This is a genomic window from Gracilimonas sp., assembly GCF_040218225.1.
Lineage (GTDB): Bacteria > Bacteroidota > Rhodothermia > Balneolales > Balneolaceae > Gracilimonas.
The window spans coordinates 529,970-556,176 of record NZ_JAVJQO010000006.1; the positions used below are offsets into that span (position 1 = coordinate 529,970).

General features: G+C 41.0%; 24 protein-coding genes and 1 tRNA gene. 10 read left to right on the plus strand and 15 right to left on the minus strand.

The window, feature by feature from the left end; genetic code table 11:
- Positions 1-6: 6 nt before the first annotated feature.
- Both RIB15_RS09615 and gap read right to left on the minus strand, forming a co-directional pair.
- Complete coding sequence (locus RIB15_RS09615) at positions 7-975, minus strand: acetamidase/formamidase family protein (protein WP_350201931.1); 969 nt, start codon at positions 973-975, stop codon at positions 7-9.
- A 185-nt stretch (positions 976-1,160) separates the two neighbouring features.
- Complete coding sequence (gap, locus tag RIB15_RS09620) at positions 1,161-2,159, minus strand: type I glyceraldehyde-3-phosphate dehydrogenase (RefSeq protein WP_350201932.1); 999 nt, start codon at positions 2,157-2,159, stop codon at positions 1,161-1,163.
- Positions 2,160-2,391: 232 nt separating this feature from the next.
- Between gap and pruA the strand changes: the two genes are divergently transcribed.
- Positions 2,392-4,008 carry an L-glutamate gamma-semialdehyde dehydrogenase gene (gene pruA, locus RIB15_RS09625; protein ID WP_350201933.1) on the plus strand — a complete coding sequence of 539 codons (1,617 nt, stop codon included), beginning with the start codon at positions 2,392-2,394 and terminating at the stop codon, positions 4,006-4,008.
- A gap of 79 nt (positions 4,009-4,087) precedes the next feature.
- Here pruA and RIB15_RS09630 read toward each other — a convergent pair whose 3' ends face one another.
- From RIB15_RS09630 to RIB15_RS09660, 7 genes are all read right to left on the minus strand, one after another.
- On the minus strand, positions 4,088-4,783 hold the full coding sequence (locus RIB15_RS09630; protein ID WP_350201934.1) for an ankyrin repeat domain-containing protein: 696 nt from the start codon (positions 4,781-4,783) through the stop codon (positions 4,088-4,090).
- Positions 4,784-4,864: 81 nt separating this feature from the next.
- Complete coding sequence (gene fmt, locus RIB15_RS09635; RefSeq protein ID WP_350201935.1) at positions 4,865-5,779, minus strand: methionyl-tRNA formyltransferase; 915 nt, start codon at positions 5,777-5,779, stop codon at positions 4,865-4,867.
- A 2-nt stretch (positions 5,780-5,781) separates the two neighbouring features.
- Positions 5,782-6,345, minus strand: a complete 564-nt coding sequence (def, locus tag RIB15_RS09640) for a peptide deformylase (protein WP_350201936.1) — start codon at positions 6,343-6,345, stop codon at positions 5,782-5,784.
- Between the two features lie 8 nt (positions 6,346-6,353).
- Positions 6,354-6,776 carry a Holliday junction resolvase RuvX gene (ruvX, locus tag RIB15_RS09645; RefSeq protein ID WP_350201937.1) on the minus strand — a complete coding sequence of 141 codons (423 nt, stop codon included), beginning with the start codon at positions 6,774-6,776 and terminating at the stop codon, positions 6,354-6,356.
- Positions 6,777-6,796: 20 nt separating this feature from the next.
- Positions 6,797-7,120, minus strand: a complete 324-nt coding sequence (locus tag RIB15_RS09650) for an HU family DNA-binding protein (RefSeq protein WP_350201938.1) — start codon at positions 7,118-7,120, stop codon at positions 6,797-6,799.
- 180 nt (positions 7,121-7,300) lie between these two features.
- On the minus strand, positions 7,301-9,547 hold the full coding sequence (locus RIB15_RS09655) for a RelA/SpoT family protein (protein WP_350201939.1): 2,247 nt from the start codon (positions 9,545-9,547) through the stop codon (positions 7,301-7,303).
- Between the two features lie 129 nt (positions 9,548-9,676).
- On the minus strand, positions 9,677-10,246 hold the full coding sequence (locus RIB15_RS09660; protein WP_350201940.1) for a porin family protein: 570 nt from the start codon (positions 10,244-10,246) through the stop codon (positions 9,677-9,679).
- A gap of 120 nt (positions 10,247-10,366) precedes the next feature.
- Between RIB15_RS09660 and RIB15_RS09665 the strand changes: the two genes are divergently transcribed.
- The 5 genes from RIB15_RS09665 (at position 10,367) to RIB15_RS09685 (ending at position 15,653) form a co-directional block, all read left to right on the plus strand.
- A tRNA-Leu gene (locus tag RIB15_RS09665) sits at positions 10,367-10,457 on the plus strand.
- A 182-nt stretch (positions 10,458-10,639) separates the two neighbouring features.
- Complete coding sequence (locus RIB15_RS09670; protein ID WP_350201941.1) at positions 10,640-11,026, plus strand: response regulator; 387 nt, start codon at positions 10,640-10,642, stop codon at positions 11,024-11,026.
- 55 nt (positions 11,027-11,081) lie between these two features.
- A complete protein-coding gene (locus tag RIB15_RS09675; RefSeq protein WP_350201942.1) occupies positions 11,082-13,085 on the plus strand; it encodes a M1 family metallopeptidase in 2,004 nt (667 codons plus the stop codon).
- Between the two features lie 146 nt (positions 13,086-13,231).
- Positions 13,232-14,959 carry a sensor histidine kinase gene (locus RIB15_RS09680; RefSeq protein WP_350201943.1) on the plus strand — a complete coding sequence of 576 codons (1,728 nt, stop codon included), beginning with the start codon at positions 13,232-13,234 and terminating at the stop codon, positions 14,957-14,959.
- On the plus strand, positions 14,949-15,653 hold the full coding sequence (locus RIB15_RS09685; protein WP_350201944.1) for a response regulator transcription factor: 705 nt from the start codon (positions 14,949-14,951) through the stop codon (positions 15,651-15,653). Before RIB15_RS09680 ends, RIB15_RS09685 begins: the two co-directional genes overlap by 11 nt.
- On the opposite strand, the gene RIB15_RS09690 is transcribed toward RIB15_RS09685, so the two are convergent.
- The 6 genes from RIB15_RS09690 to RIB15_RS09715 all read right to left on the minus strand — a co-directional run bounded on the left by RIB15_RS09690 (position 15,654) and on the right by RIB15_RS09715 (position 22,531).
- Complete coding sequence (locus tag RIB15_RS09690) at positions 15,654-16,217, minus strand: NADPH-dependent FMN reductase (RefSeq protein WP_350201945.1); 564 nt, start codon at positions 16,215-16,217, stop codon at positions 15,654-15,656.
- A 372-nt stretch (positions 16,218-16,589) separates the two neighbouring features.
- On the minus strand, positions 16,590-17,951 hold the full coding sequence (locus tag RIB15_RS09695; RefSeq protein WP_350201946.1) for a replication-associated recombination protein A: 1,362 nt from the start codon (positions 17,949-17,951) through the stop codon (positions 16,590-16,592).
- Between the two features lie 77 nt (positions 17,952-18,028).
- The gene (locus RIB15_RS09700) at positions 18,029-19,507 is read right to left on the minus strand and encodes a hypothetical protein (protein WP_350201947.1); all 1,479 of its coding nucleotides are present in this window, start codon (positions 19,505-19,507) and stop codon (positions 18,029-18,031) included.
- A gap of 44 nt (positions 19,508-19,551) precedes the next feature.
- Entirely contained in the window at positions 19,552-20,247 is a 696-nt protein-coding gene (locus RIB15_RS09705) for a hypothetical protein (RefSeq protein WP_350201948.1), read from the minus strand.
- The gene (locus RIB15_RS09710) at positions 20,231-20,905 is read right to left on the minus strand and encodes a hypothetical protein (RefSeq protein WP_350201949.1); all 675 of its coding nucleotides are present in this window, start codon (positions 20,903-20,905) and stop codon (positions 20,231-20,233) included. Before RIB15_RS09710 ends, RIB15_RS09705 begins: the two co-directional genes overlap by 17 nt.
- A 60-nt stretch (positions 20,906-20,965) precedes the next feature.
- Positions 20,966-22,531 carry a cryptochrome/photolyase family protein gene (locus RIB15_RS09715; RefSeq protein WP_350201950.1) on the minus strand — a complete coding sequence of 522 codons (1,566 nt, stop codon included), beginning with the start codon at positions 22,529-22,531 and terminating at the stop codon, positions 20,966-20,968.
- Between the two features lie 137 nt (positions 22,532-22,668).
- Here RIB15_RS09715 and RIB15_RS09720 point away from each other — a divergent pair, with 137 nt between their 5' ends.
- The 4 genes from RIB15_RS09720 to RIB15_RS09735 all read left to right on the plus strand — a co-directional run bounded on the left by RIB15_RS09720 (position 22,669) and on the right by RIB15_RS09735 (position 26,171).
- Positions 22,669-23,049 (plus strand): BlaI/MecI/CopY family transcriptional regulator, encoded by a 381-nt coding sequence (locus tag RIB15_RS09720; protein WP_255133136.1) that lies wholly within the window; start codon positions 22,669-22,671, stop codon positions 23,047-23,049.
- Position 23,050: 1 nt separating this feature from the next.
- Positions 23,051-24,871, plus strand: coding sequence for a TonB family protein (locus RIB15_RS09725; RefSeq protein ID WP_350201951.1), 1,821 nt, complete (start codon positions 23,051-23,053; stop codon positions 24,869-24,871).
- A gap of 157 nt (positions 24,872-25,028) precedes the next feature.
- Positions 25,029-25,211, plus strand: coding sequence for a PspC domain-containing protein (locus RIB15_RS09730; protein ID WP_350201952.1), 183 nt, complete (start codon positions 25,029-25,031; stop codon positions 25,209-25,211).
- A 99-nt stretch (positions 25,212-25,310) separates the two neighbouring features.
- On the plus strand, positions 25,311-26,171 hold the full coding sequence (locus RIB15_RS09735; protein WP_350201953.1) for a Gfo/Idh/MocA family oxidoreductase: 861 nt from the start codon (positions 25,311-25,313) through the stop codon (positions 26,169-26,171).
- Positions 26,172-26,207: the final 36 nt, after the last annotated feature.

The window sequence follows — 26,207 nt, forward strand, 5'->3', positions numbered from 1 at the left end:
ATTTTTTTATTTAAAAATACTTTTAGGCATATGCATGGAAACCAACATGTGAGGCACATCCACCACCTCAGCTATTTTAAGGTCGCCGGCGAGAGAACAAAGTGCATAAGCATCCTGACGATTCATACCTTTCTCTTTTTCCAGGAAATCGATCATATAGCGGGTGGCTTTTTTCGCTGCTTCATCAATAGTAGTAGCAAAAGCAGTAACAGCGTAGTATTCATCGGTCTCATACTGAGGTTCACTTATGGTTCTCCCTCCCTTGATAACCTCCACCTCGTAAATGATATTCATCGGAGCTTCAATGGCTGTACCACAAACCTCTCCATGTCCCTGAGCAGCATGCGTATCACCAATCGAAAATAACGCACCTTCTACTAAAACAGGGAAGTAAACAACCGACCCTTCCGTGATATTCGGGTCATCCATATTTCCGCCATTTTCTCTTGGCGGAATGGTTGAAAGCATTTCTTCGGTATCCGGAGCCACGCCCATTACACCAGGAAAAGGTTTTAAGGGTATTTCGATATTCTCAGAAAATTTGGCTGTCTTTTTATCTTTGCCCAATTCAAATGTTTTCAGATAAGGATCAGTGAATTCATCAGCAAGAAACCCAAAGCCGGGTACGATGGCCGTCCAGCCCCAATCCCCCATCTCAATTTTATGCAAGGTGACTTTAAGTACGTCTCCGGGCTCCGCGTTTTCAACATATACCGGACCCGTCAACGGATGAATTGGATCAAAGCTCAGGTTAGCCAAATCTTCAAGCGTTGAGTTTATGTCTAACTGCTGATCGGAAGCTTCTTCCGTTCCCACTTTAATTACAGAACCCGAAGGAACCGTTAAAACAGGCTCAATGGCACTGCTCCACCTGTTGTGTGTTTGATCAGATGACAGTTCAAAATCAACTTCAGGCACAGGGGACTTTTTCGTTATTCCTTTTTCAACTTCTACACAACCTGTCGTAGCTAACATCAATAGAACGGATAAAAGATAAAATGATACCCTGAACATATTTCCTCCTCTTTTTAAGTGTGCAGAAATGTGAGGAGATAAGCGCAGTTTTACAAGTAAACAGATATAAAAAACTCCCGCTCTATATTTCGAGAGCAGGAGTTTAAAAAACTAAGTCAGGCGAAGATACTTCACCTTCTCAATAATTATACAATTTTGGTAATTAAATCAGCAGTACGGGCAGAATAGCCGGCTTCATTATCATACCATCCGATAACTTTAACCAATTTGCCATCCACTTTGGTAAGCTGACTGTCATATATATTTGAATGTGGATTTCCTACAATGTCTGAAGAAACCAGCTCTACATCAGCATACTCAAGGATTCCTTTCATAGGTCCTTCGGCTGCTGCTTTAAATGCCGCATTCACTTCTTCGGCTGTAGTTTCTTTTTCTACTTCACATACAAAATCGGTCAATGAACCGGTCAGGGTTGGAACACGAACGGCTCCACCATCCAGTTTGCCATCCAGCTTAGGAAGTACAAGTCCAACTGCTTTAGCTGCACCTGTTGTAGTAGGTACAATGTTTGCCGCAGCAGCACGGGCACGGCGAAGATCTTTATGCGGTCCATCTACCAATTGCTGGTCACCGGTGTAAGAGTGAATGGTGGTCATGAATCCTTTTACCAACCCAAAGTTGTCATCGATCACCTTGGCCATAGGTGCCAGGCAGTTGGTGGTACAGCTTGCGTTGGAATAAATCTCGATGTCGTCAGAAATCTCATCATCGTTAACGCCCAGAACGATGGTTTGAATATCGCCTGATGCCGGAGCTGAAATCACAACCTTTTTAGCTCCTGCTTCCAAATGTTTTCCTGCACTTTTGACATCGCGGAAAAATCCGGTTGACTCCACAACAACTTCAGCGCCGAGCTCTCCCCATTTCAGATTCGCGGGATCTCTCTCAGCACTCACTTCAAAGCTCATTCCATCAATAGTCATCTTGTCTCCGTCTATGGAAACATCGCCCGGATACGTTCCCTGGGCTGAGTCGTACTTGAAAAGGTGAGCCAGAGTTTTTGTATCGGTCAGATCATTTACTCCAACAATTTCAATTGTATCTTTATGATTAGTTAGGATTGACCGGGTTACCATTCTACCTATACGGCCAAACCCGTTAATTCCCACTTTAATTTTTGCCATTTCGAATCCTGTTTATAATTGAATTTTTATTCTTAATAACTTCACTAAGTAAGAATGTAAAACAGACTTGTAAAGTTCTTGTGAATCGTTGAAAGCTACCATTCTCGCGTCCTATTTTCAATGTTTTCGGCTACCTGTAGGGTTTAATGACGGAGCCTTTGAATTGGGAGCGCTTTTCTGCGTATCTTTAGTGTAACAAAACTAAAAATTCATCAAAAAATAATTCAAAATCATGCCCGACCAGACCTTAGAAAAGTACAAAAATGAGACGTACTTAGATTTTTCTGATCCCACAAACGACAAAGCACAAAAAAAAGCGCTCGAAGGAGTACGGTCCAACTTTGGCAAGGAATATGATCTTTATATTAATGGCGAATTTGTAAAAGGTGATGCTGGTACTTTTGACAGCAAGAATCCATCGAACCTCTCCGAAACCATTGGCACGTTCCAAATGGCCAGCAAAGAACAAGCCTTTGACGCTCTTGACAAAGCATGGGATGCTTTCGAAAGCTGGCAGTATGTTTCTGCACAGAAAAGAGCAGAATATTTGTTCAAAGCTGCTGATGTGATACGCCGCCGAAGGCTGGAAATTAACGCCTGGATGATCAGCGAGGCTGGCAAGAACTACCTCGAAGCTGATGCTGATACGTGCGAGGCCATCGACTTTGTCGACTATTATGCCCATGAAGCCCTGCGTATCGATGACGGCATGGATGTGCTTTCTGAAACATGGGGTGATTACAATAAAACTATTTATATGCCAATTGGCGCCGGTGTTTCTATTTCTCCATGGAATTTCCCATTCGCAATTTTTGTGGGAATGGCGGTAGCTCCCATTGCCGTAGGTAATACAGTTGTAGCAAAACCTGCACCTGATACTCCACGCATGGGTTCGTTGTTAGCCGAAATTTTTGAGGAAGTGGGTCTTCCAAAGGGTGTATTTAACTTTGTGACTGGTGGTGATATTGAAGTTGGCGAGAATCTTGCCAAGCATCCAAATACACGATTCATTTCATTCACCGGATCAAAAGCTGTAGGTCTTCACCTTAATAAAATCGCAGCAGAGGTAGCTGACGGTCAGAAGTTCCTGAAACGAATGGTTTGCGAGCTTGGTGGTAAAAATGCTACTGTAGTAGATGCTGACGCCAACATTGAATCTGCAGCTACCGAGATTGTGAAAGGTGCTTTTGGATTCCAGGGACAGAAATGTTCCGCAAGCTCCCGGGTGATAGCGCATCAGGATATCTATGATGAGCTATTAGAGAAAGTGGCTGAAAAGACCAAAGCACTTTCAGTTGGAGATTCAAAAGAGAATCATATCTCCGGACCGGTAATTAATCAGAAGGCTGTAGACAAAATTATGAGCTACATCGAGATTGGTAAAAAAGAAGGCCGTTTGGTAGCTGGTGGTAAACGAGCTGAAACTGAAAATGAAGGCTATTATATCGAGCCAACTGTTTTTGCAGATATCGATGAAAACGCTCGAATTGCACAGGAAGAAATATTTGGCCCGGTAACGGCATTCATCAAAGCCAAAGACACCGACGATGCACTTCGCATTGCCAACGGTGTTGACTACGGGCTGACGGGTGCTTACTTCTCCCAGGATCCAAAGAAGATTGACAAAGCCCTAAGAGAATATCGTGTTGGTAATTTATACATCAACCGTAAATGTACCGGAGCATTGGTGGGAGCACAACCATTTGGTGGCTTCAAGCTGAGCGGAACGGACGCTAAAGCTGGTGGCCGTGATTACCTCAAGTATTTCCTTGAGCCAAAATCCACTACTTTACGACCAGCAGATGGGGTGGATTATGAACTCGAAGACTTTGAGTTTGCCAATAAGTAATCAACCTTACAGATAAAATTAAAGCCCCGCTCATTTAAAATGTGCGGGGCTTTTTTTGTTAAACTATTTGAGGTAGTTATTATTCGTCCAGATCTACATCATCCGGAGCCTCATCATCATCCGAGACCAGATCATCAACATCCGGGGTATCGTCGATATCATCCTCCTCATCCTCATCCGAAATTGGAGCAACCTCTTTCTTTGGTTTTACTTCTGCCTTGGCACCGGCACGTTTTAAAATCAGAGCAATGTCTTCCTGTTCATTATCCATGGCAATCATCATAGCAGTATCGCCATTTTTATCTCTCAGTTTAACGTTGGCTCCCTTATCAATCAGATATCTTACTACATCCGTATTGCCTTCTTTCGCTGCAAGCATAAGTGCCGTGTGTCCCCATCGCTGCTGGGCATCAACATTTGCACCCGCTTCAACCAATAGTTTAACTGCCTCTATGTTTCCAACACGAGAGGCAGCTATAAGAGCAAGGTTTCCAATATTGGCACCTTTATCGATAAAGTACTTAAGGAGCTCAAGATTTCCATTCTCGGCTGCCCGATTCAGTGCAGTCCCACCCATTTTAGTTTCAATATTGAGGTCAGCTCCTTCATCAACCAAAAATTTAGCTACTTCGGTGTGATTCTTTTCAGAAGCCAGAATAAGAACAGAAGCACCACTCTTATTAGTCTCATTAATATCAGATTTTCCTTCCAAAAGCTTCTTCAGCTCTTCTAAATTACCAGCTTTCGCTGCCTCAAAAATTTCAGATTGCTCCATAATATGCTATGATTTTAGCTTTGCAATTGGCGTGATGATAAAAAACCGAACGTATATCTCAAATTAATTCTTCAAGAAAAATTAATTCAACACTCCCTTAACTTCGTAACCCCTGATAAATTCTTCTCCTGACAGTCTTTTCGTTCCAGGAAGCTGAACTTCAGTAAGTTCTACCGTTCCATCTGAACAACCTACCAGTAACTTGTCTTCTTTTATAAGTAGTTCTCCCGGATCAATATTTGCATAGATACCAAGTTTAGAACCATACATGTTAAACTTCTCTCCATTCCAGTTAGCCCATGCGGTTGGAAAAGGGCTCAATCCTCTGATTTTATTATGAACTTCTTTAGCGGGCTTATTGAAGTTGATATAACAATCTTCCCGAAATAGCTTCGGTGCAGGTGTGGCATTTGCATGATCTTGCACAGATAGCGAATAATCTCCGGAATCAATTTTATTGATACTCTGCAACAGTAATTCGCTACCCATATCTCTTAACCGGTTGTAAAGCTCACCCGTAGTTTCATTATCGCCGATAGCTGTTTTCTTCTGAGCAACTACATTACCGGTATCAACTTTCTCATCCAGAAAAAAAACTGTGCAACCCGTTTCTTCCTCTCCATTAATAATAGCCCAATGTATGGGAGCTGCACCACGATATCTTGGCAACAGGGAAGCATGTAAATTGATAGAACCTTTTTTAGGGATGTCTAAAACAGCAGTGGGTAAAATGCGAAAGGCAACTACAACAAAAAGGTCAGCGTCCAGGGCTTTCAATTGATCAGTAAATTGAGCCGACGAAAGATCTTCAACCTCTATTACGGGCAGACCTAATTCCAGTGCTTTGGCTTTTACAAGGGTTGGGGATTTTTTGGAACCCCGGCCGCGACGTTTATCCACATTGCTGACTACTGCTTTTATAGTATGTTCAGAATGGTGAATTTGCTCAAGACTAGGTATGGCAAATTCAGGAGAACCCATAAAAACAATATCCATCGCTACTGTTCGTCTTGTTTTGGAACTACCGGGTATTTTACTTTTTTGTTGCCTTCGTCAATCTCTTTTAGCTCTTTCTTGTGCATTCGCTTTTTGAAAGCACTCAGGTAGTCCAGAAAAAGCACCCCTTCAAGATGATCGTACTCATGCTGAATAACCCTGGAAGTCCATCCTTCTGCTTCCAAGCGGTGCTTATTGAAGTCACGATCAAAAAACTCAATAACCACTGTCTCGGGGCGAAACACCTTATCATTCACTTCAGGGATACTTAAACACCCTTCTTCCAGAGGTACTTTATTTCCTCTTTTTTCGAGAATCAAAGGATTAATAAACACCATGGGGCCGTAAGGAACTTCACCATCTTCAATCATGGAATCGGTATCCATAACAAAAAGTTTAATAGAACGGCCTATTTGTGGAGCAGCCAACCCAACACCATCGGCATTGTACATGGTCTCCAGCATATTATCGATAAGCGTTTGTAGTTCCGGACTGTCTTCTTCTATTTCATCTGCTTGTTTCCGTAGAACCGGATCATCATAAGTTACAATTGGTAATATGGGCATATGTTAAATTAAGAATTCGAATCTAAGTAGTTCTGTAAAATGATGGCAGCAGCGATACGGTCAACGCGTCCCTTTTCTTGTCTCTTTTTTTTGGGAACTCCAGCCTCTATCATTAAGCTAAGCGCCTGATTTGACGTATATCGCTCATCAATTTTTGAAATGTCTATATTTGGAAAAGAATGGCGCAGTTTTTTTATAAAATCGGTTACCATTTGTGTGGCTGGCCCTTCTTCTCCTTTAAGAGACAAAGGCCAACCAACAACAAATTTTTCTACAGGTGCGTTTTCAATGATTTTTTTAATTTCATTTAAAGCTTCTTCAGGGGAAAAAGTGCCGACCGGTGAAGCTATTGTTTTTAGTAAGTCAGTTTGAGCTATACCCACTCTTTTTTTTCCAACATCTATACCGATAAGTCGTGCATATTCCTGCAAATAATTGCTCTTCCCTAAATTTACTTATTCTTTTTAACGTCCTCTAAAGGCTGACGCAAAAACTTCTTCATCAACTTGCTAGGCTTGAAGTGTGTTTTGCGATGTGCAGGCACATAAATTACTTCGTTCGTCTTAGGATTTCTGGCTTTTGGTTTAGCCTTGGTTTCTTTTACTTCAAAAACTCCAAAGTCGCGAATCTCTATTCTGCACTCAGTATCAGCAGACATCATAATTTCACGTAAAGCTACAATTACAGCGTCTACCCATGGTTCTGCCTGAATCATAGGTTCATCCATTGCTTCTGCAACCCGACGTACTACGTCTCGTTTTGTATATGTCATCATAGTTCTATTGATTTTATTTAAGTGCCATTCATGTTTTTTATGATGTTATGATGGCAACGTTTGTCCTTCCATAATTATTCGCAACCTTGTTTTCCTTAAGCTGTTTGACCTATAGCGAATAATCTAACAACATTGTAAAGATAACTTTAATAAAAATCTACCTAAACTGCATTAGAAAGGTCACTCGTAGCGTAAAACGTTTTTAACACCTTCTATCTTTTCAAGGCGCTTCATAATCTTACTAAGATGTGATATTCCATCTACATAGAGAGTTATAATACCCTCAAACATTCCGCTGTCGCTGCTAACATTGATACTTTTCATATTTGTTTCTAATGATTTCGACAACACATCGGTTATATCATTAATCATTCCTACCCTGTCGCCTCCAATCACCTTTATAGCTCCAAGGAACTTCGTGTCAATATTTTTAGCCCAGTTCACATCCACAATACGCTCAGCTTCCGTCTTTAAAAGATGCTGGGCGTTATTACACATAGTACGATGAATTTTAATATCCCCCGTCCTGCTTATAAACCCAATCACATCATCACCGGGAATAGGGTTACAGCAGTTGGCATAAGAATATTTGATGTTGCTGAGCTCACCATTTATAAACAGTGATTTCCCATCGCCAATTGAACGGGCTTCACTTATGTATTTATCCTGAATTTCCTGTTCAGAAATTGGATTTACTTCCACATGCTCTGCCTCTTCAAACCGGCCTGTGCTCTTGAACTTCTTCACTTCCCGGAACAGATCGTTGACATCAAAAGCTCCGGAACCTATGTCAAAAAACAGCTCTTGAGTAGATTCGTATTTAAACTTTTTAGCGAACCGGTTCAGCTCTTGTTCAGAGATTTCAATATTACCCCTGCTCGCTCTCTTATTCCAAATTTCCCGTCCCTCTTCAGCAACCTTACGCTGCTTCTGTTTAATAAATTGGCGAATTCTTGATTTTGCCTTATGAGTAACTACATCATCAATCCAATCGGGATTAAGGTTGATTTTATTTCCGGTAATAATCTCAACCTGATCACCATTTTGCAGCTTTTGGCGAAGTGGAACCATTTTACCATTCACCTTGGCAGCCATGGCACGCTCTCCGATTTCACTGTGAATCTCAAACGCAAAGTCGATGGGGGTTGCTTCCCGGGGCAATGTTCTCAGCTCACCATCAGGAGTAAACACATAGATCTCATCTTTATACAGGTTCAGCTGAAAATCTTTTACGAAATCGGTTGCCGCATCTGGTCGGGGATTATCTAAGACATCGCGCACCCAATTCACAAATTTATCGAGTGTATCGGAACCTTGCTGTGCTCCTTCTTTATATTTCCAGTGGGCAGCCAATCCTTTTTCAGCGATATCATCCATGCGCCGGGTCCTGATTTGAACCTCCACTTTTCGTCCTTTATTGGTTATTACTGTGGTATGCAGGGATTGATATCCATTGGCTTTGGGAACAGAAATGAAATCGCGGAATCGTTCAGGAATGGGAGTATACCAATCGGTAATAATAGAATACACCCTCCAGCAATCTTCTTTTGTATGCGTCCCTTCCAAAATAATCCGGATAGCAAAAAGGTCATAAATTTCCTCAAAAGGCTTTTGCTGACGCTGCATCTTCCGATAAATAGAAAAGATGTGTTTTGGACGCCCTTTTATTTCGAACTTAAAATTCATTTTACCTAGCTCATTCTGGATAGGCTCCATGAATTCGTTAATGAACTCTTCGCGGTCTTCCTTTTTCTCCCTAAGCTTCCGGGCTACAAACTTAAAGGATGTTGGGTCAATGGTTTTGAAACATAAATCTTCTAACTCGTTCTTAATCCTAAACAGCCCAAAACGATGTGCAAGTGGCGCGTAGAGATCCATGGTCTCCGATGCAATCTTAATCTGCTTTTCACGCTTCAGGTGTTGAATGGTTCTCATATTATGAAGACGATCAGCAAACTTAATAAGTACAACCCGGATGTCTTCAGCCATAGAAAGCAGCAGCTTCATGAAAGCTTCAGCCTGCTTGCTGTCCCTGCTTTTAAAAACCCCTGTTATCTTTGTTACGCCATCTATGATTACTGCAACTTCATCCCCGAACCAATGCCTTATATCATCAAGAGTTACATCGGTATCTTCCACCGTGTCGTGCAACAGTGAAGCAATGACAGATATATCATCAATATTGATTTCGCTGGCTACAATTTTAGCAACTTCCACCGGATGATAGTAATACGGCTCGCCGGAGGCGCGCTTCATGTCCTCGTGAGACATATAGCATAGCTTAAATGCCTTCGTAATGGCGCTCTCATCTACCGAGTCAATGTGTTCCCGACACACAGAAATCAGTTGCTTCAGATCTTCTCTCTGAGCTTTCTTTAATTTATAACCTTCCAGGTCATATTTATCTATGGAAGCAATATCACTCATATTCTAATCTTGCCTTACTCCCTTTAAATGTAGGTATAACCTTCGTTTAAAGCACTTACTTATATTTTTCTGTACAAAAAAAGCGGATATGGAGTTCACATCCGCTTTAATTTAATTAACCACTTTTAGTTAAAAACTTAAAGAGACACCAAACATAATTCTTCCGTTTTGTGCATCTGCCAGCGTAGGTTCAGCCAGCTCCTTATTGGAATAGCGATATTCAACGAATGGTTTTAAAATGGGTATCACCGTCACTTTAGCACCTACAAACATATTCCAGTAAAGGTTACTCTCATCTCCTTCTTCCGGGCGGTTGCCGGGAAGGCCATTATAATCTTTCACTGCTTTTTCGTAATTCTCGGTTCCGAGGCCTAAACCTACATAAGGCTCAAGCAGCCCGACTGATACTCCGCCCACAGCAGCTACACCAACATCATAGTTGGTAAGGTCTTCGGAATATGAAAAAGTTTGGTTATCAGGGTCTACGTTATTCTCTTCGCTGAAGTAACTGCCATGTACTCTCAATGCAAGATTTACAACTGGAAGTTTCTCAAGGATTCCTTTCTGAATGCGGAGTCCAAATCCGTTTTTAGGGTCTTCGTCGCGCAGCTCGTAGGAGGCTCCAATTTCAAGCTGGGCAAAACTACTTGCTGAAAAAATAACAGCCATTAAAATTGTAAGGGGTATAAAACGTCTCATAGCTTCTCTTTTAGTTCTTATTTGCTCAAAGTTACGAAACGCAGATGTGGATTCAATATTTGTTTAAATCTTTATTGAAGTAGTGAAAGGTAAAGCCGTATATTTGGCGCCTACCGCAAAGCCGCTGTGGTGGAATTGGTAGACACGTTGGACTTAAAATCCAATGGGTATTAAAATGCCCGTATCGGTTCGAGTCCGATCAGCGGTACCAAGCCTGCTTCTCAGAATAGAGAGGCAGGCTTTTTTATTTTCATCCCTTGTCCCGAATCTTATAAACAAACTATTTCTCAATTTAATCACTAAATTTTTTATTGTTAGAAAATTTCGTTTAATATCAATTCATGTTATTATTGAGTCTGTTGCTTATAAGGCAATAAAAATTAATGGAACGTGATGGACAAGAAACAGAAAAAGACAGTAATGATCGTTGAAGACGACCTGATACTGAATCTTCTGTATGAAAGCTACCTGGAAAAACTAGGCTACGACGCTGAAGGGGAACTCGTTTATGGTAAAACAGCCATTGAAGTAGCACAGAAGATTAAACCAGACCTTATCTTAATGGACATCTCTCTTGAAGGAGAAATTGATGGGATCACAGCTATGAAGGAAATTCGCAAGTTTTCTGATGTACCTGTAATCTATATTACCGGAAACTCGGATCCACATCATGTTCAAAGGGCTAAAGAAACTAAATACCTCGATTATTTAGTTAAACCTATTGAATTTAATGATTTGAAAGAATCTATAGAGAGAAATTACAAGAAAATTCATAAATAGATTCTCTTTCTATTTCGGAGATATTTCCTTTCTGACTAACCAAACTATATCATTTATGAAATCGACTCTGCAGGGACTACTGATAATCACATTAGTTGTTTTTTCAGCATGTTCACCTTCCAAAAGTACAACACAAACAAGTACTCCAGCTGTTGAAGATTTTAAGCCTGAACGACCTATTCCCTATGAAATTGAAGAACCGTGGGATTTTCAGCAGGCTATTGAAGATGGATTCAGGTCTTTAGATGGAACACCCGGACCCAACTATTTTACCAATACCTATTCCTATAAAATCGATACAGAATTAGTGCCGGCAGATACTATGCTTTATGGAGAAGCTGATATATCCTATAGCAACAATTCACCCGACACTTTGAATTTCCTTCTTTTTGAACTGGCTCAGAACCTCCACAAAGAAGGAGTACCACGAAAAGAAATTGTCGAGATTACCGGAGGTATGAATATTACTCGTGTTGCCATAGCGGGTGAAGAAATTGAAGGCATGAAAAGAAGCCGGCCTACTTATGCCATTCAAGGCACGAACCTGATTGTCTATCCGAATGAAAGAATTTTCCCTGGCCAAACAATGGAGCTGGAAATTGACTGGAACTTCAAGATTCCACAAGCCGGAGCTAGTGGAAGGATGGGTTACAGCCGTAATAACCTGTTCTTTATTGCCTATTGGTTTCCTCACATAGCTACCTACGATGACGTTCATGGATGGTTCGGTGATGACTTCACCGGAAACGCTGAATTCTATCATGATTTTGGGGATTATGAAATCAACATTACAGCTCCTGAACAATGGCTGGTTATGAGTACTGGTGAATTCCTGAATCCTGATGAGGTTCTGGCACCTCCTGTTTTAGAGCGATATATGCAGGCACAAAATTCTGACGAGGTAACCCAAGTAGTCGCTATTAATGATTTCGGCAACACAACAGTAACAGGTGAAAATGGCACTCTTACCTGGCGATTTAAAGCTGAAAAAGTCAGAGATGTAGCTTTCAGTGCTACATCTCAATCTCAATGGGATGCCCTCAGGACTCAGGTTGGAGATGTTGACGGAGATGGAGTGGTAGATTACTCACTAATAAATGCTTTCTGGAGAGAATCGGCTCCCCTTTGGGAAGATGCGGCGGATTATACAGCCCATTCAATCTCATTCTTATCTGATTACACTGGCATTCCCTACCCTTGGCCACACATGACATCCGTTGAGGGAGCAGGCATCATAGGAGGAGGAATGGAATTCCCGATGATGACCATAATTGGCAGCTACAACAACCCCAATCCAAATGTTCCTCTGTCGCAAAAGCAGCAAGCTTTATATAATGTAACTGCTCATGAAATCGCCCACATGTGGATTCCCATGATCGTAAGTAATAATGAACGCCGGCATGCCTGGATGGATGAGGGCGCAACAACTTTTCACGAAGCATATGCCCGGTGGGATAAGTTTCCGGATAGTTTTAGCCGGCTGGATGAATTCAGCAGTTATTTACCCATAGCAGGAAGTTACCTGGAAGGAGAAATAATGCGATGGTCTGACTATCACTATCCGGGGCCTGCCTATGGCGTTGCCTCGTATCCAAAACCGGCTACTGTATTGATCGCTTTGCAAGGCGTTTTAGGAGATGATTTGTTTGAAGAAGCATGGACTACATTCATGGATCGATGGGCCTACAAACATCCAACACCATACGATATGTTCAATACTTTTGAAGACATTTCAGGCCGAGATCTTGATTGGTTTTGGCGATCATGGTATTTCGAAACCTGGACCCTGGATCAGGCTGTTGAAGAAGTCACTCAAACAAATGGACAAGCCACCATTACCATAGAAGATTTAGGTAAAGTGGTAATGCCTGTCGATTTAACGATTACATTTGGTGACGGTTCGGAAACAACCACCCGGATTAGTGTGGAAGACTGGATGATGGGCAAACGCACGTCCTCTGTTACGATTGATATACCAAGTCAGGTTACCAAAGTCGAAATTGATGCAGATCATTATTACCCGGATACAAATCGTAATAATAACGTTTGGGTGCGGTAGCTTAATACCAGCCCAAAAGACTTCTTTCGTTTTGAAGCCCTCCTTTGTGAGGGCTTTTTTATTGATGATTATTTTTACCAAATTTGAGTTCTAACAAAATGGCATTGTGCTATATTGAGAGTATTAAGTTTCACGATTGATTCTATATGAAAATTTTACGAAACAGAGCTTTCCGCTGGATACTCCTGATGGTAGGTTTATCTGCTATTATTGCCCTTACAGGAATGAACGTACTCTCACTTTATGATCTCAGAGACCGTATGGTTGAAAGTGAGGAAGAGCGCAGAGTTGACCAGCTGGATGAAATCAACGACACGATTAGAAATCAAATCCTTGAACCATTACGCGGGTTGTATCGGATAGAACTGGAACCTATCGAAAGCTCCATTCAGCAAACCGGGCAATTACCCGATAATTTTCAGGAAGTGTTAACCCGCTCGTCGAAAAGTCCTTTTTTCAACGACATCTACTTCACCCCGGAAAATGTAGATCCATGCGACTCTAATAGTACTATTTATGAATATGATTCACAGAACAATAGAATTACACCAACGAATGATTATCCGGATTTAATTTGCGATGGGGTTGGATTAGCCCGTACCAAGACAAAGATCCAGCTTAATGATTTCAACTACCGATGGAATAACAATTTTGAATTTGATACTCACCGCAGCTTAAATGTTGGCCTTATCAATCTTTCTGAAAGCAGAATGATTGGTTATATCACCCTGACTTTAAATGAAGACTATATTGTAAACCAGGTTCTTCCTCCAATCCTCACTAACTATTTTGGTAAAAGTGAGGAAACTGGAATCGTAGTTTGGGTTCGGGACTGGACAAACAATAAAGTCCTTGCTACTAATGATACTACGGTTGAATACGACCGGGACTTACGAGACCATGTAATGGGATTCTCAGGTTCCGGCTTTTTTGATAACTGGTCTTTGAATCTAGCCTTCCTTCAATCTCCTGTCACCAACGCATATAACGAAACACTTGTCAAAAATCTGATTGTATTAGGCGTTGCTGTTCTTTTTCTGTTGGGAGCTTTGATATTTATGTTTGTAACAGCGCAGAGAGAACGACATCTGGCCCAGCGTCAGGCAAGCTTTCTTGCAAATGTTACCCACGAACTAAAAACACCGCTTGCAGTTATGCAGGCTGCTGGAGAAAACATTTCTGATGGGCGGGTGACAGAAACGAAGCGTCTCAAACAATATGGCGAGCATATATATAATGAGTCCATACGCCTGCGAAGCATGATTGAAAAACTGTTAGATGTTGCTCGTGTAGACTCCGGCCAAAATATGATTAAAGCTGCACCGTACAGCATTCATAACCTTATGAATAAGTTTCTCAATGAGAACCGGGAGTATATGGAAAACAAGGGGTTTGAGGTGAACTTCAAATCTTCCTCTGAAGAAGCAATGTGTATGATAGACAGTGACAGCTTTGAGACCATTGTGAATAACCTGACGGAAAATGCTATCAAGTATAGCAAGGATGACAAGTTTATTGAGTACCAGGTTTCAGCTAATAAGGATTATGTCTTTTTTAGTATTTCCGATCGTGGAATAGGCATTCCTAAAAAAGCTCAAAGAAGTATTTTTAAAAAATTCTATCGGGTTGATGACTCCGACTCCATGAGCACCAAGATTAAAGGACATGGGCTTGGATTAAGCATTGTGAAAAATATGGTCAGCCTAAACGGGGGAAGTATCGAAGTAAAAAGTAGTTTAGGGAAGGGCACAACATTTATCGTTAGATTTCCTAAATTAGATAAAGAATATGTTTCAAAAGAACAGCTACAGAATGTACAGGTTGGCTCTTCACCAACAGAAAATTTAAATAAGCACACGGAATATGTCGGATAAACGTATGAAAGTGCTCGTTGTAGAAGACGAGCCAAGCCTTGTTTTTACCCTTCGGGATACACTTGAAAGTGAAGGATATGATGTCGTGGTAAGTGAAGAAGGTACTCAGGCTATTGACATGGTCAAAGAGCATAAACCAGATATTATGATTCTTGATATCATGCTTCCCGGTAAAAGTGGTTATGATATTATGGAAGAAATCCGTTCTGAGAAATACACCTTCCCTGTAATAATGCTGACTGCAAAAGATCAGGAACCCGACAAGGTAAAAGGATTAAATTTGGGCGCAGATGATTACCTGACAAAGCCTTTTGGTGTTAAAGAACTACTTGCCCGTATTGAAGCACGCTTACGTCGTGCCGGCACCTATTCTACTTCCGGTGAAGTTGACATCCTTCAGCTTGGCCCCATAAAAATAGACCTACATGAATCCGTGGTACACCGTCCTGATGGTGAAGAAATTGAACTCACATCCAGAGAAGTTGAATTGATACGGTACTTACTTAAAAGTGCAAACGAACCAGTATCACGAGATGAGCTACTTGAAAAAGTATGGCGTTATGAATTCAGCACCAATACCCGAACAGTAGACGTTCATATTTCTAAGCTACGGGCTAAGATAGAAATGCACCCTGACGACCCAAGATATCTTATTACCTTACACGGCGTCGGGTATATGCTCAGAAATGGATAATCAGACTAATTGATCCATTTCTTTTTGCTTTACAGCATCAACGAATTTGACAAAGTTTTCAACTTGTGATTCAAGAAGATTTTGTTTGAAACTATCTTTAATTCCTTCCCCTTCCACAAATTCATCTTTTACACGGGGAATAAAAACCCGTTCCGGAAATTGAAGGGCGTTTCTGTAGTTTGCAACCATCTGAAATTGCTCTACCGCACGCAATCCACCAAATGCACCATTCGCTTCTCCGATAAAAGCCATTGGCATCTTTTCGAATGCTTTGGGAAAGGGAAGGTAATCCACAAACACTTTTAGAATTCCCGGAAAGCTTCCGTTGTATTCCGGTATTACAAATACCAATCCATCTGCATTAATAATGGGCTCTCTAAATTTTTCTATAGCGGGAAGCTTTTTACCATATCTGCCGCCAACTACTTCTTCTAACGGAAAATCCTCCAAACTGATAACTTCAGCTTCCACTTCCTTTTCCTCATACAACGACTGAACATATCGGGAAACTTTAAGTGCATTGGAATTCGGACGATCGGTACTACTGATAATTTTTAGATTCATTAATCTTTTGTTAAAGCTGCTTTTGTATTCTCTTCAACATACCAATTACTTGTAAAAAACATTCCAATTCTAATTAATTACAATAATTCCTTAATTTATAAGTTCTTTTTTGTCATATGCTATATATAGATAATTCTTTTTAATTATTTACCTAATTTGTTTTTGAATTCTTTCAAAAAAGACATATATTTTCAAGCGTAATGAAGTAACCGCTGAATTACTTCAATACTACTTTTTATTCCGCCTAATATTTTTCAGAGAGCTCGGTTGGTTAGGCTGCGATTTGCTCTCTGTTAGTATTAGTGACTCCAACAACAATAGGCGAAGCGCTGACGTGCTTCGCCTATTTTATTTTAAAAACATTTATAATCGTTAATCGTCACCCTGATTTTTAATCTCCTGCCATTTCTTCCACAATAAGGCTTCTCTTCCCTGATTTCCTGCTTCGTACCACTTTTTATCTTTCAGCTCGTTAGGTAAGTATTGCTGATCGACCCAATTATTCGGATGGCTATGTGGGTACTTATAATCCTCTGAAGCATTTTCCACGCCGAGATATTGAGACCCCAATTTATTGGCCGTCTTATCCTTTAAATAAGGAGGGACATCCTTCACCCCTCTTTCACTGATTTCCCGGTTCACTTCAAAAATAGCCTTTGTACTGTTACTCTTGGGACACTGACTCAGATAAAGACAAGCATGAGAAAGAAAATACATTCCTTCAGGCATTCCGCATTTCATAAATGCTTCCTGGCAGGAATTCACTATCGTAATAGCATTAGGCTCGGCAAGACCAATGTCTTCACTGGCAAAAATAAACATGCGCCGGAAAATAAAATTAGGATCGTCTCCTCCCTCAAGCATGGCGTTCATCCAATACAAAGCAGCATCCGGATCGGAACCCCGCATTGATTTTATAAATGCAGACGCATAATGGTAATGTTCGTCTCCGGTTCGGTCGTAACGAACATTACGTCTTTGGATGCTTTCTTTAGCCACATCAAGGTTTATGTGAATTTTACCTTCATCATCGGGGGTACTGGACAGAACGGCCACTTCTAACGCATTCAGCGCATTTCGGATATCGCCACCGGCCATTTCTGCCAGGTGATCAAAAGCATCTTCTGTAACCTTAATTTCTTTATCCCCGAGTCCACGTTCTTCATCTTTAAGCGCACGGTTCAGCATAAGCCGAACATCTTTTGTTGTGAGCGGGTGCAACTCAAAAAGCTGGCACCTGGAAAGCAAAGGATTAACCAGCGAATAAAAAGGATTTTCTGTTGTAGCACCCACTAACGTAATAATCCCAGATTCAAGATGAGGAAGCAGCGCATCTTGCTGGGCTTTGTTCCATCGGTGAATTTCATCTACAAAAAGAATGGTCTTCCGTCCATTGAGCTTCCTCAGTTTCTCGGCTTTATCAACCACATTTCGTAGTTCTTTAATACCATCCAAAACCGCATTTATGACTTCAAACTGTGCTTTAATTTCTCTGGATATAACATGAGCCAAGGTAGTCTTACCGGAACTGGGCGGACCGTAAAAAATGAGTGAGCCAATAATGCCGGTATCAATCATCCGCTGCAGCATTTTCCCTTCCCCAACCAAATGCTCCTGTCCCGCAAATTCATCCAGCGACTGTGGGCGCATTCTTGTGGCTAATGGCTCGCTATACTGCGGATTGTCTTTATTGGATTGAAAGGAACTTGATTTTTTTTCTTCGAAGAGATCCATGATAGGATTTTAGCTATTCAGAAATATATATGTAATATATGTGTTTTAAATTCAAAAAGTAGCGCAACTTCTGAATACTAAAGCAAACTTTTCTGATTCCCGAATTTATCCAAGTACTGTTGCAATTTCACCTTCTTTCGGGTTGAGTCGCTCGTCATATAGCGGAGCTTGCCGAAAATAGGGCGTTCCTGCCAGGCACGGTCAAAGCGCCCAAAACACCAGAAAATCCCGGAATAGCTATTGGGGTCCCGTCCATCCAACGCATATTTATTATTGAGCTCAATCATATAATCCAAAGCGGTGCGGTAATCGGGCGTCCATTCAATGATCTTCTTACCCCAAAGCATCCGAAGGTAGTTATGCATCACGCCAGTCTCACGCAGCTCGGTTTGTGCCGCATTCCAGATTTCATCATGTGTTTGGGATTGCTCAAATTCTTCCAGGCTGTAGATCCATTCCCGTTCATCGCTTTCATGCTTTCGGGTTGTTTTCTTCACCCAGTCGGGCAGGCTTTCAAACTGATCATAGTCAGGGCGATGATGCGCATAGTGAAATCCAACTTCCCTCCAGGTAATCACTTCATCGAGAAAACTTTCAATATTTGGGTCACCGTTAAAGAAACCAGAATTCTTTCCATTATTGGGAGTAATGGAATCCAGGTCCCAGCCTTTCGGTTGGTGATCAAACACTGTTTTCACAATTTCATATTCGCTGATTTTGCCAAAGTGAAGCCACGGACTTAATCCACTTGAAGCTTTGGCATCCGGGTCGTTTCTCTTGTCATCATATTGATTCAGATTATGAGCAACGAAATGCCCTAGTTTACCCAAAGCCGCCTGACGGGTTCCGTCTAAATCGGCAGGTTTAACCGAATGATCAATAGGTAAATCAGATACCGTCTGTTCTATATTCTTCAGCTTCTCGTCTGCAGGTGGATACTTACTCAAAAATGATTCTGATAACTCAATCTTCTTCTTTTCTTTCAGATCATCGATCGGATCTTTTTTGGGCGGATGAGTATAGGCTTCCAGAAAATGCTCCTGCATTACTTTTCGAAAAAGGTAAGCTGAGTAGGGATCTTTATCAGTGATACCAAGTGGTATTATGCCATTGGAGTCAATAGTGATGTAAGGAACATCCAATTTCTCCCCTACTTTTTCATTATGAGTTCGGATAATAAAAACCGGGTACTCATCTGAAACAACAGCTGCCGCATTATCAGCGAGCTCATAAAAAAGCCCCTTACCTGCTTTGGGTTCCGGCTCCAGGTAGCTGTAATAGTTCAGGTTCTTTTCTTGGGCAAATTCCAGGTTTTCTTTCATTCCCTGCATGATGAATTTGTGCATTCTGTCTGATGCCCAGGGATAATCTGCGCTCAAACCCTCATAGATTAAAAGTGGTTTTGCATATTTATGCGAAAGTGCAATTGCATATTCAAGCGAATAATTATACTGAAAGCGTCGATTAACCTGCATCCAGTACAGAATGTAATCGCCTTCTGTATTTACGTCTTTCTTGTTTCGCTTAAACTTTCGGTAGCTGTTAATGTTTTTCATAGTCAGGTTTGCTTTCTGCTTCGGCAAACCAAATTGAAGGTCAACTAATTCCGTTGTTTTAACAAGCTCCGGTTATACGGCCTGACTTCCATCTTTACATTATAATCAGGCAGATCGGGGTTTGATACCATCAAGGTTATGAGTGTGTCCAACTGTATGCTTTCAACCGTGTAGTTGTATTTCAGGTTTTCCAAATTCAACTCATCGACACTAAATAACTCATCAACACCATCTTCAAGAATCTCATACTGTGCAGTGGCAAATCCTACTTCTGCCAGCTCGGCTCTCATTAGATCTTTTGTGCGACTATCAGCTGCACTCGCTTTCGTATTCTCAAATACGTATTGCTTCAATATTTCAGTGGGGATAATTGATAATGAACCGATACAAATCACAGCACCCGCATACCAATACCAGGGTTTAGTACGACGCTCAGTCTTTTTGGCTTTTATATAGCCCATCAGAAACAAATAAGGGCCTAGCATTAAATAAATTAACACATTCACATATATGGATACTGTTTCTCTTGTTAGCGAAAAGCCCGCAGGGTCATCTCCACGAAACATATCAATCGCATCCACTGAAGCTAACCCAATTAAAACTGAAGTAGAGTCTGGGTTAAACAGGTAATTAAAGTGTCTGGGCAGGAAATCTTCAATGAGCCAAAACAGCGCCGGTACAAGAATGATCAGGAGCACTACAATAAGCCATTCATTAAATCTTCTAATTGAGAACTTCATAGCTTACCCCCTCTTCGTTCAGTATAAACATCATTTCAAATTTTCCTTCTTGTCCGTCATAGTTTTGATATTCCGGGTCTTCTCCTAACGAAATTTCACCAACAACCATCACTGTAATCTCATCGGCTTCCTCATCAATTTCATAGAAGTGGTTTATACCCTCACTTTCATCCGGTTCCAGATTAGTCCCCATTTTAGTGTTTCGCAGATCGAAATCAGAAACATATACTCCGTCTTCCCCTAATTTTTCAGGCATCAACTGCCGGAACGTTTCCACTACCGATTCCCGGTTGTTTTGATGATACTGACCGAGTACATAAATCAGTTTTTCCTGAACATCCGCTTTGGTTATTCCGGTGTCGATGGTCTTTCTGATTTTAAGAAGGGTATCCTTTTGAAAGTCACGCCTTCCATAGTCGTGAGCGAAAGCAATGGCGTTAAATAAAACTACCAAAACTACCAGCCCGTAAACCACCCGATAAGCATTTTTAGATTCGAATACATTTTTACTCAGGCTAATCATTCTTCCCAAAAATATGATACCTATGAGTAAAGAAATGAACAGTGCCATCCAGGCTTTTCCAAAATAAAGTGGAATGAAAAACCCGATGGTTCCGAGTACTACCGCCCCGATTAACAGTTTGGTTTCTTTTTCCATAAAACCCCGTTTATTAGTCTTTTATGAAATAAGCACAAACTCACTAAAAATTGCAAAAATTTAAGCTCGATCTAATGCTTCTATAAATTTATCAGAGCTTTCCCGAATAGCTTTCTTGTCTACTTCATCCCGTTTGTCAAACATATTCACCATAAAATTGGCCCGGCCGTTTTGGGTAAATGTATCCCGTTGCTTGTCGATAAAATTCCAGTATAAATAGTTGAATGGACAAGCATCTCCCCCGGTTTTCTTACTGATTTTATATTCACAATGCTTACAGTAGTCACTCATTTTGTTGATGTAGTTCCCACTGCTCACATACGGTTTAGATGCCAAAACCCCACCATCTGCAAAAGTCGACATCCCGAGTACATTTGGAAGAACCACCCATTCATAGGCATCCACATAAGCAAGATGAAACCATCTGTTTAATTCCCGGGGATCTGTTTCGGTGAGGTTGCTGAAATTGCTCAATACCATAAGTCTGGGAATGTGATGCGAGTATCCGTCTTTAATAACCGGCTTCAGACATTCACTCATGCAATTCATCTTGGTCTTGCCTGACCAGTACATTTCAGGTAATTTATTTGTGAAATTGAAGTGATTCGCCTCACGGATTTCCGGCATCATCGCTTCGTAATAAACCCGAACATATTCCCGCCAGCCAATAATCTGACGAATAAATCCTTCCACCGAATTTAATCGGGCATTCCCTTTTTGATAGGCTTCCTCTGCCTTGTCGCAAACTTCAACCGGTAATACCAATCCATTATTCAGATACAGCGATAAGTGGGAATGAAACAAATCATACTTACCTTGAGCCATGGCATCTTCGTAAGGACCAAATTCATCCAACCGCTCTTCTATAAATTCATTAAGCCGATATAGAGCTTGTCGCCTTGTTACCGCATAGGTGAAGTTTTCGATCTTCCCAAAGTGATCAGGAAACCAGGCTTCCACCATATTGATTACTTCTTGAGTAATTTCATCCACTTCCGTTTCCGCTATTTCAGGAACTGGATGATTTTTCGGGAGTTTCTGCCGATTCTCTTCATCAAAATTCCATTCCCCGCCTTCCGGTTGATTACCCTTCATCAGATAACCGGTCTTTCGCCTCATTTCCCGATAGAAATATTCCATCACCCACCCATCAGATACTTTTTCTTTATACTCTTCTGCATCAGCTAAAAAGAAGTTGTTCGGAATTTCTTTCATCAGGCCGTTGAACTCCGACTTCACATTTCGCAGTCGCTCTCTCGAATTCCATTCGGAAGGTGTCATAAAGATTAGTTCGAGCTGTTCATTCTCTGATAAGATTTCTTTCAACCCATCATCATAATGTTTTTGAGTAGAGTGGTAGTAAACGGGAAATCCTTCTTCGGAACATCCCAAAGCAAAGTGACGCATACTACTTAACAAGTAGATCAGCTTTTTTTTATGATATGGAAGAGAATTTCCTTTCTCGGCAGATTCTATGAATATAAGTAATGGCTTTTCCTCACGAATCCAGCCAGGCCAGACATCAAGGTTCAACTGATCATGGAGAATAAATACGGCTGTTTTGTGCTGATCAAAATCAACAGGTTTTATTACTGAATCGATATGCGATAAAAATTTTCTTCTCATGCTTAAGAAATTGCGGTAATCTCCAATAACGTTCCTTTACTCAAATTATAAATCTATTCATCCGTGCCATGAATCGAATAAATTCTTGAATTTTCATTTAATACTATTATATTAGTATTAACTAATTCAGACTTACTATGAGAAAATCATTGACACCCCTTGGAGAATCGGAAATGGAAATCCTGCATCATGTGTGGGAAATGGGGGAAGCAACCGTTGCTCAGGTGCAGGAAGAAATCCTGAAGGAACGAAAAGTGGCCTATACCACGGTCATGACCATCATGAAGAATTTAAACGACAAAGGATATTTAAAGTATCGCAAAGACGGCGTGACCTATGTTTACAGTGCACGCAAAAAACCGGAAGAGGTGCAATCCAGCCTGGTGTCCGGAATGATTGATAAAGTATTTAAAGGATCAACCTCTGCCTTGGTGCAAACGCTGGTTAAGAGAGAAAACCTTAGCGAAGAAGAGTTAAAAGAGCTTCGCGACATGATTGACAACATGGAGGATAAGTGACATGTATGAACTCACCGAACTTATCAAAGATATCGGGAATATCAGCCTGGACACCTTTTGGTTTCCTCTTATGGTTTGGACTGTATGTTGTACACTGGCTTTCTTGTTTCTGAAAACCCGCAAAAAACTGAATCCGCTCTTTCATTATCATTTGAGATCAGCGGCGATACTTTCATTACCCCTTGGTATTGGTATAGCAGCTCTCATGAATAAAATCCCTGATTGGTTTGCTTCGTCCAACCTGGAGACTGCTTTTTTTATAGTCCAAAATCCTATTGAGATAGTATCTTCTGCAAATCAATCTTCCGCTGAAATATCTGCAATTCAGTGGCAGGAACCGGTATTCTTTATTGGCACCATTACTCTTTTCGTCGCACTGATTTCTATGTTTATGATCGGACGGTTGATCAGTAATTATGTAGCACTAAAATCTTTATACAAGAATTTAAGCCTTACGGAATTAAAAGAAGTCTCGCGTGAAAATAACAGATTCAATAAACCATCTATAAAACTGGCTTTTCATGATCATCCGTTGGTTCCATTCACATTTGGATGGAACCAACCGGTGATTGTCCTTCCAAAAATTCTGCAACATGAACCGGAAAAACTGGACATGGCCCTGCAGCATGAGCTCATCCACATTAAGCGGGGTGATTATTTGCTGCAGCTGGCACTGTCCATGATCGAATCTCTGTTTTGGTTTCATCCGTTAATCCGATACGGCAACCAGGAGATCGATACCTATCGCGAAATCAGTTGCGATCAGGAAGTGCTTTCCACATCCGATTTCTCCATTAAGTCTTATGCCAATCTCTTGTATGAATTAGTGCCACTCAGCACCGGTGTTGGGAAACTCTCGGTGAGTATGGCAGTCAAAAATTCAACACTCAAAAAACGTATTAAGACCATGAAATATCACAAACTACATAAAGCATCATTCAGGCAAAGTATCTTCTTTCTATTCCTGATGATCTTGGGGATTACCCTGCCTATTGCCTGCTCTGATTTGAGAGGCCCGGAAATTATTTCTAACGAAGAACTCGAATCAACCCAAATTAATATTCAGGATGCAACGGTTTCTATAAATGGTGTTGCTTTAGAATCAAAGAACTTTAATGACGTATCAGCTGGAGGACTCGGAGCCATCAGTATCTTTGCTGGAGAATATGGCATCTTTAAAGTTGCTCCCCGACAATTTGAAGGTGGAATTAAAACTGGTAAGATTGATGGAAGTACTCTTTCATTTAAGATTAATGAAATGGATGTGAAATTGAACTCCTTTTCAGAAATATTAAAAGGTATTTCCAGCTCATCGCTCTGGGTAAGTCACAACAGTGAATTAGCTGAAGCAACTAAAAAGTTCCCTCCCATGATTGCGGCCCATGAAAATGTAAATGCTAAATTTCCTCCACCCCCGCCTTCAGTTCCTACTGTTGGCGAGCAAGAAGATCTTGGTGATTATTTCGTAGTTGTTGAGAAAATGCCGAAGCTTATTGGAGGAATGAAAGCCTTACAGGCAAAAACGGAATACCCTGAAATGGCACGTCGTGCCGGAATTGAAGGCCGGGTTACCGTTCAGTTCATTGTTAATGAACAAGGCGAAGTAGAAAATGCCAAAGTTGTGCGTGGTATTGGCGGTGGCGCTGATGAGGAAGCTCTCAGAGTCGTGAAAGAAACTCAATTTGAGCCAGGGGTTCAACGAGGAAAACCTGTTCGTGTTCAGTACGCTTTATCCATCAATTTCAAACTGGAGAGTTCGGATTTTTCAACTACACCACCTCCGCCTGTTAAACAATCTGAAGTAGAGAGAGCTGAAGGATAACTAACGATTAGTCAATTTTTTCAACTATTTAAGATAGCATAAGATAGTAAATGAGCGGTGTTAGCAGCTCCGCTTTTTTTATTTGAACTTTTTTGAAACATCTTTTTTTATTTGGCGTACCTAGAGGTTAGATTATAATCAAACTAACTATATCCACATGCCAGCTAAATTAAGAAAATCAAGAACAGACAAAATGCTTGCCGGCGTTTGCGGAGGTTTTGCTGAATACCTTGGATGGGATGCAACCCTTGTCCGTATCATTTTTGCCATTATCCTGGTTTCCAGTTTTGGAACAGCTGTACTGGCTTATTTTATTCTTGCTATCGTAATGCCCGACTAACTTACGTTCAATACAGACCTCTAAATCATATTTTATAATTTACGCATTGTTGTAAAATTCCTTCCTCATTAGCATCTTGAGCGCCAAATAAATCATGGAATGCTTATGAAAGTTGGAATTGTAGGAGATGCAAAACGGGCTGTTGCCTGGGAACAACACTTGCGGCCCCATCAAATTGTTCAGGAAGTTGAGCTCTGTCCTAATATTAAGGAAGTTGGTAAAGTTGATGCCTGTCTTCTTATTGACGAGACTGAACAAAACCTGGATATTCTGCTCGAAGGTGTGCATTTAGGCTTAAATTGCTTCCTCATTTCACGCCAGCCCACCAACACTTCAAAGCTGGAAAAAATATACCGCGCTACCAAAGAAGCAGGAGTGCATGTTCAATTTTCCCATTGGCCAACGCTTGCTCCCGCCACCCAATGGATGATGGATAGAATTTCCCGTCCCTCATTTTTAAGTATTACCCGAGAAGTAAACTACTCCCAATTTATAAACACTGAAGATGAATTTCGGCAATTCTGGATTGATGAACTTGGTTTATGCATGAAATGGATTGATAGCGGCATCCATCACGTAGAAGCAAAAGAGATTACTCTTGAAGGTAAGCACCCGGTAAGCATTCACATTTTTCTTAGATTTGATAATGGCTCTACTGTCGACATACGGATCTACACCGGAGCTGCTGAAAACAATCATAAACGCATCGCTTCCACGAAACAGGAAATATTGGAATGCAACGTTCCTTCACAAAATATTAGGATTGGAAGACTAAATTCCGGCGATCATCTCTTCTTTGAAAAACAGAGCTTTGACCCAGCTAAATCGGCCGAAAAAGCAGCGCTGATGTTCCTGAAGTCTGTCCAAATGGATAGAGAAACGCCCTATACCGCCTATGATGCTTACCAACTTTCCCTGCAAATAGAAAATATCGAAAAACGCCTCTCACAGTTCCTCTGAGCCCTATATTAACTCAATGTTAACTTTCCGTTAACA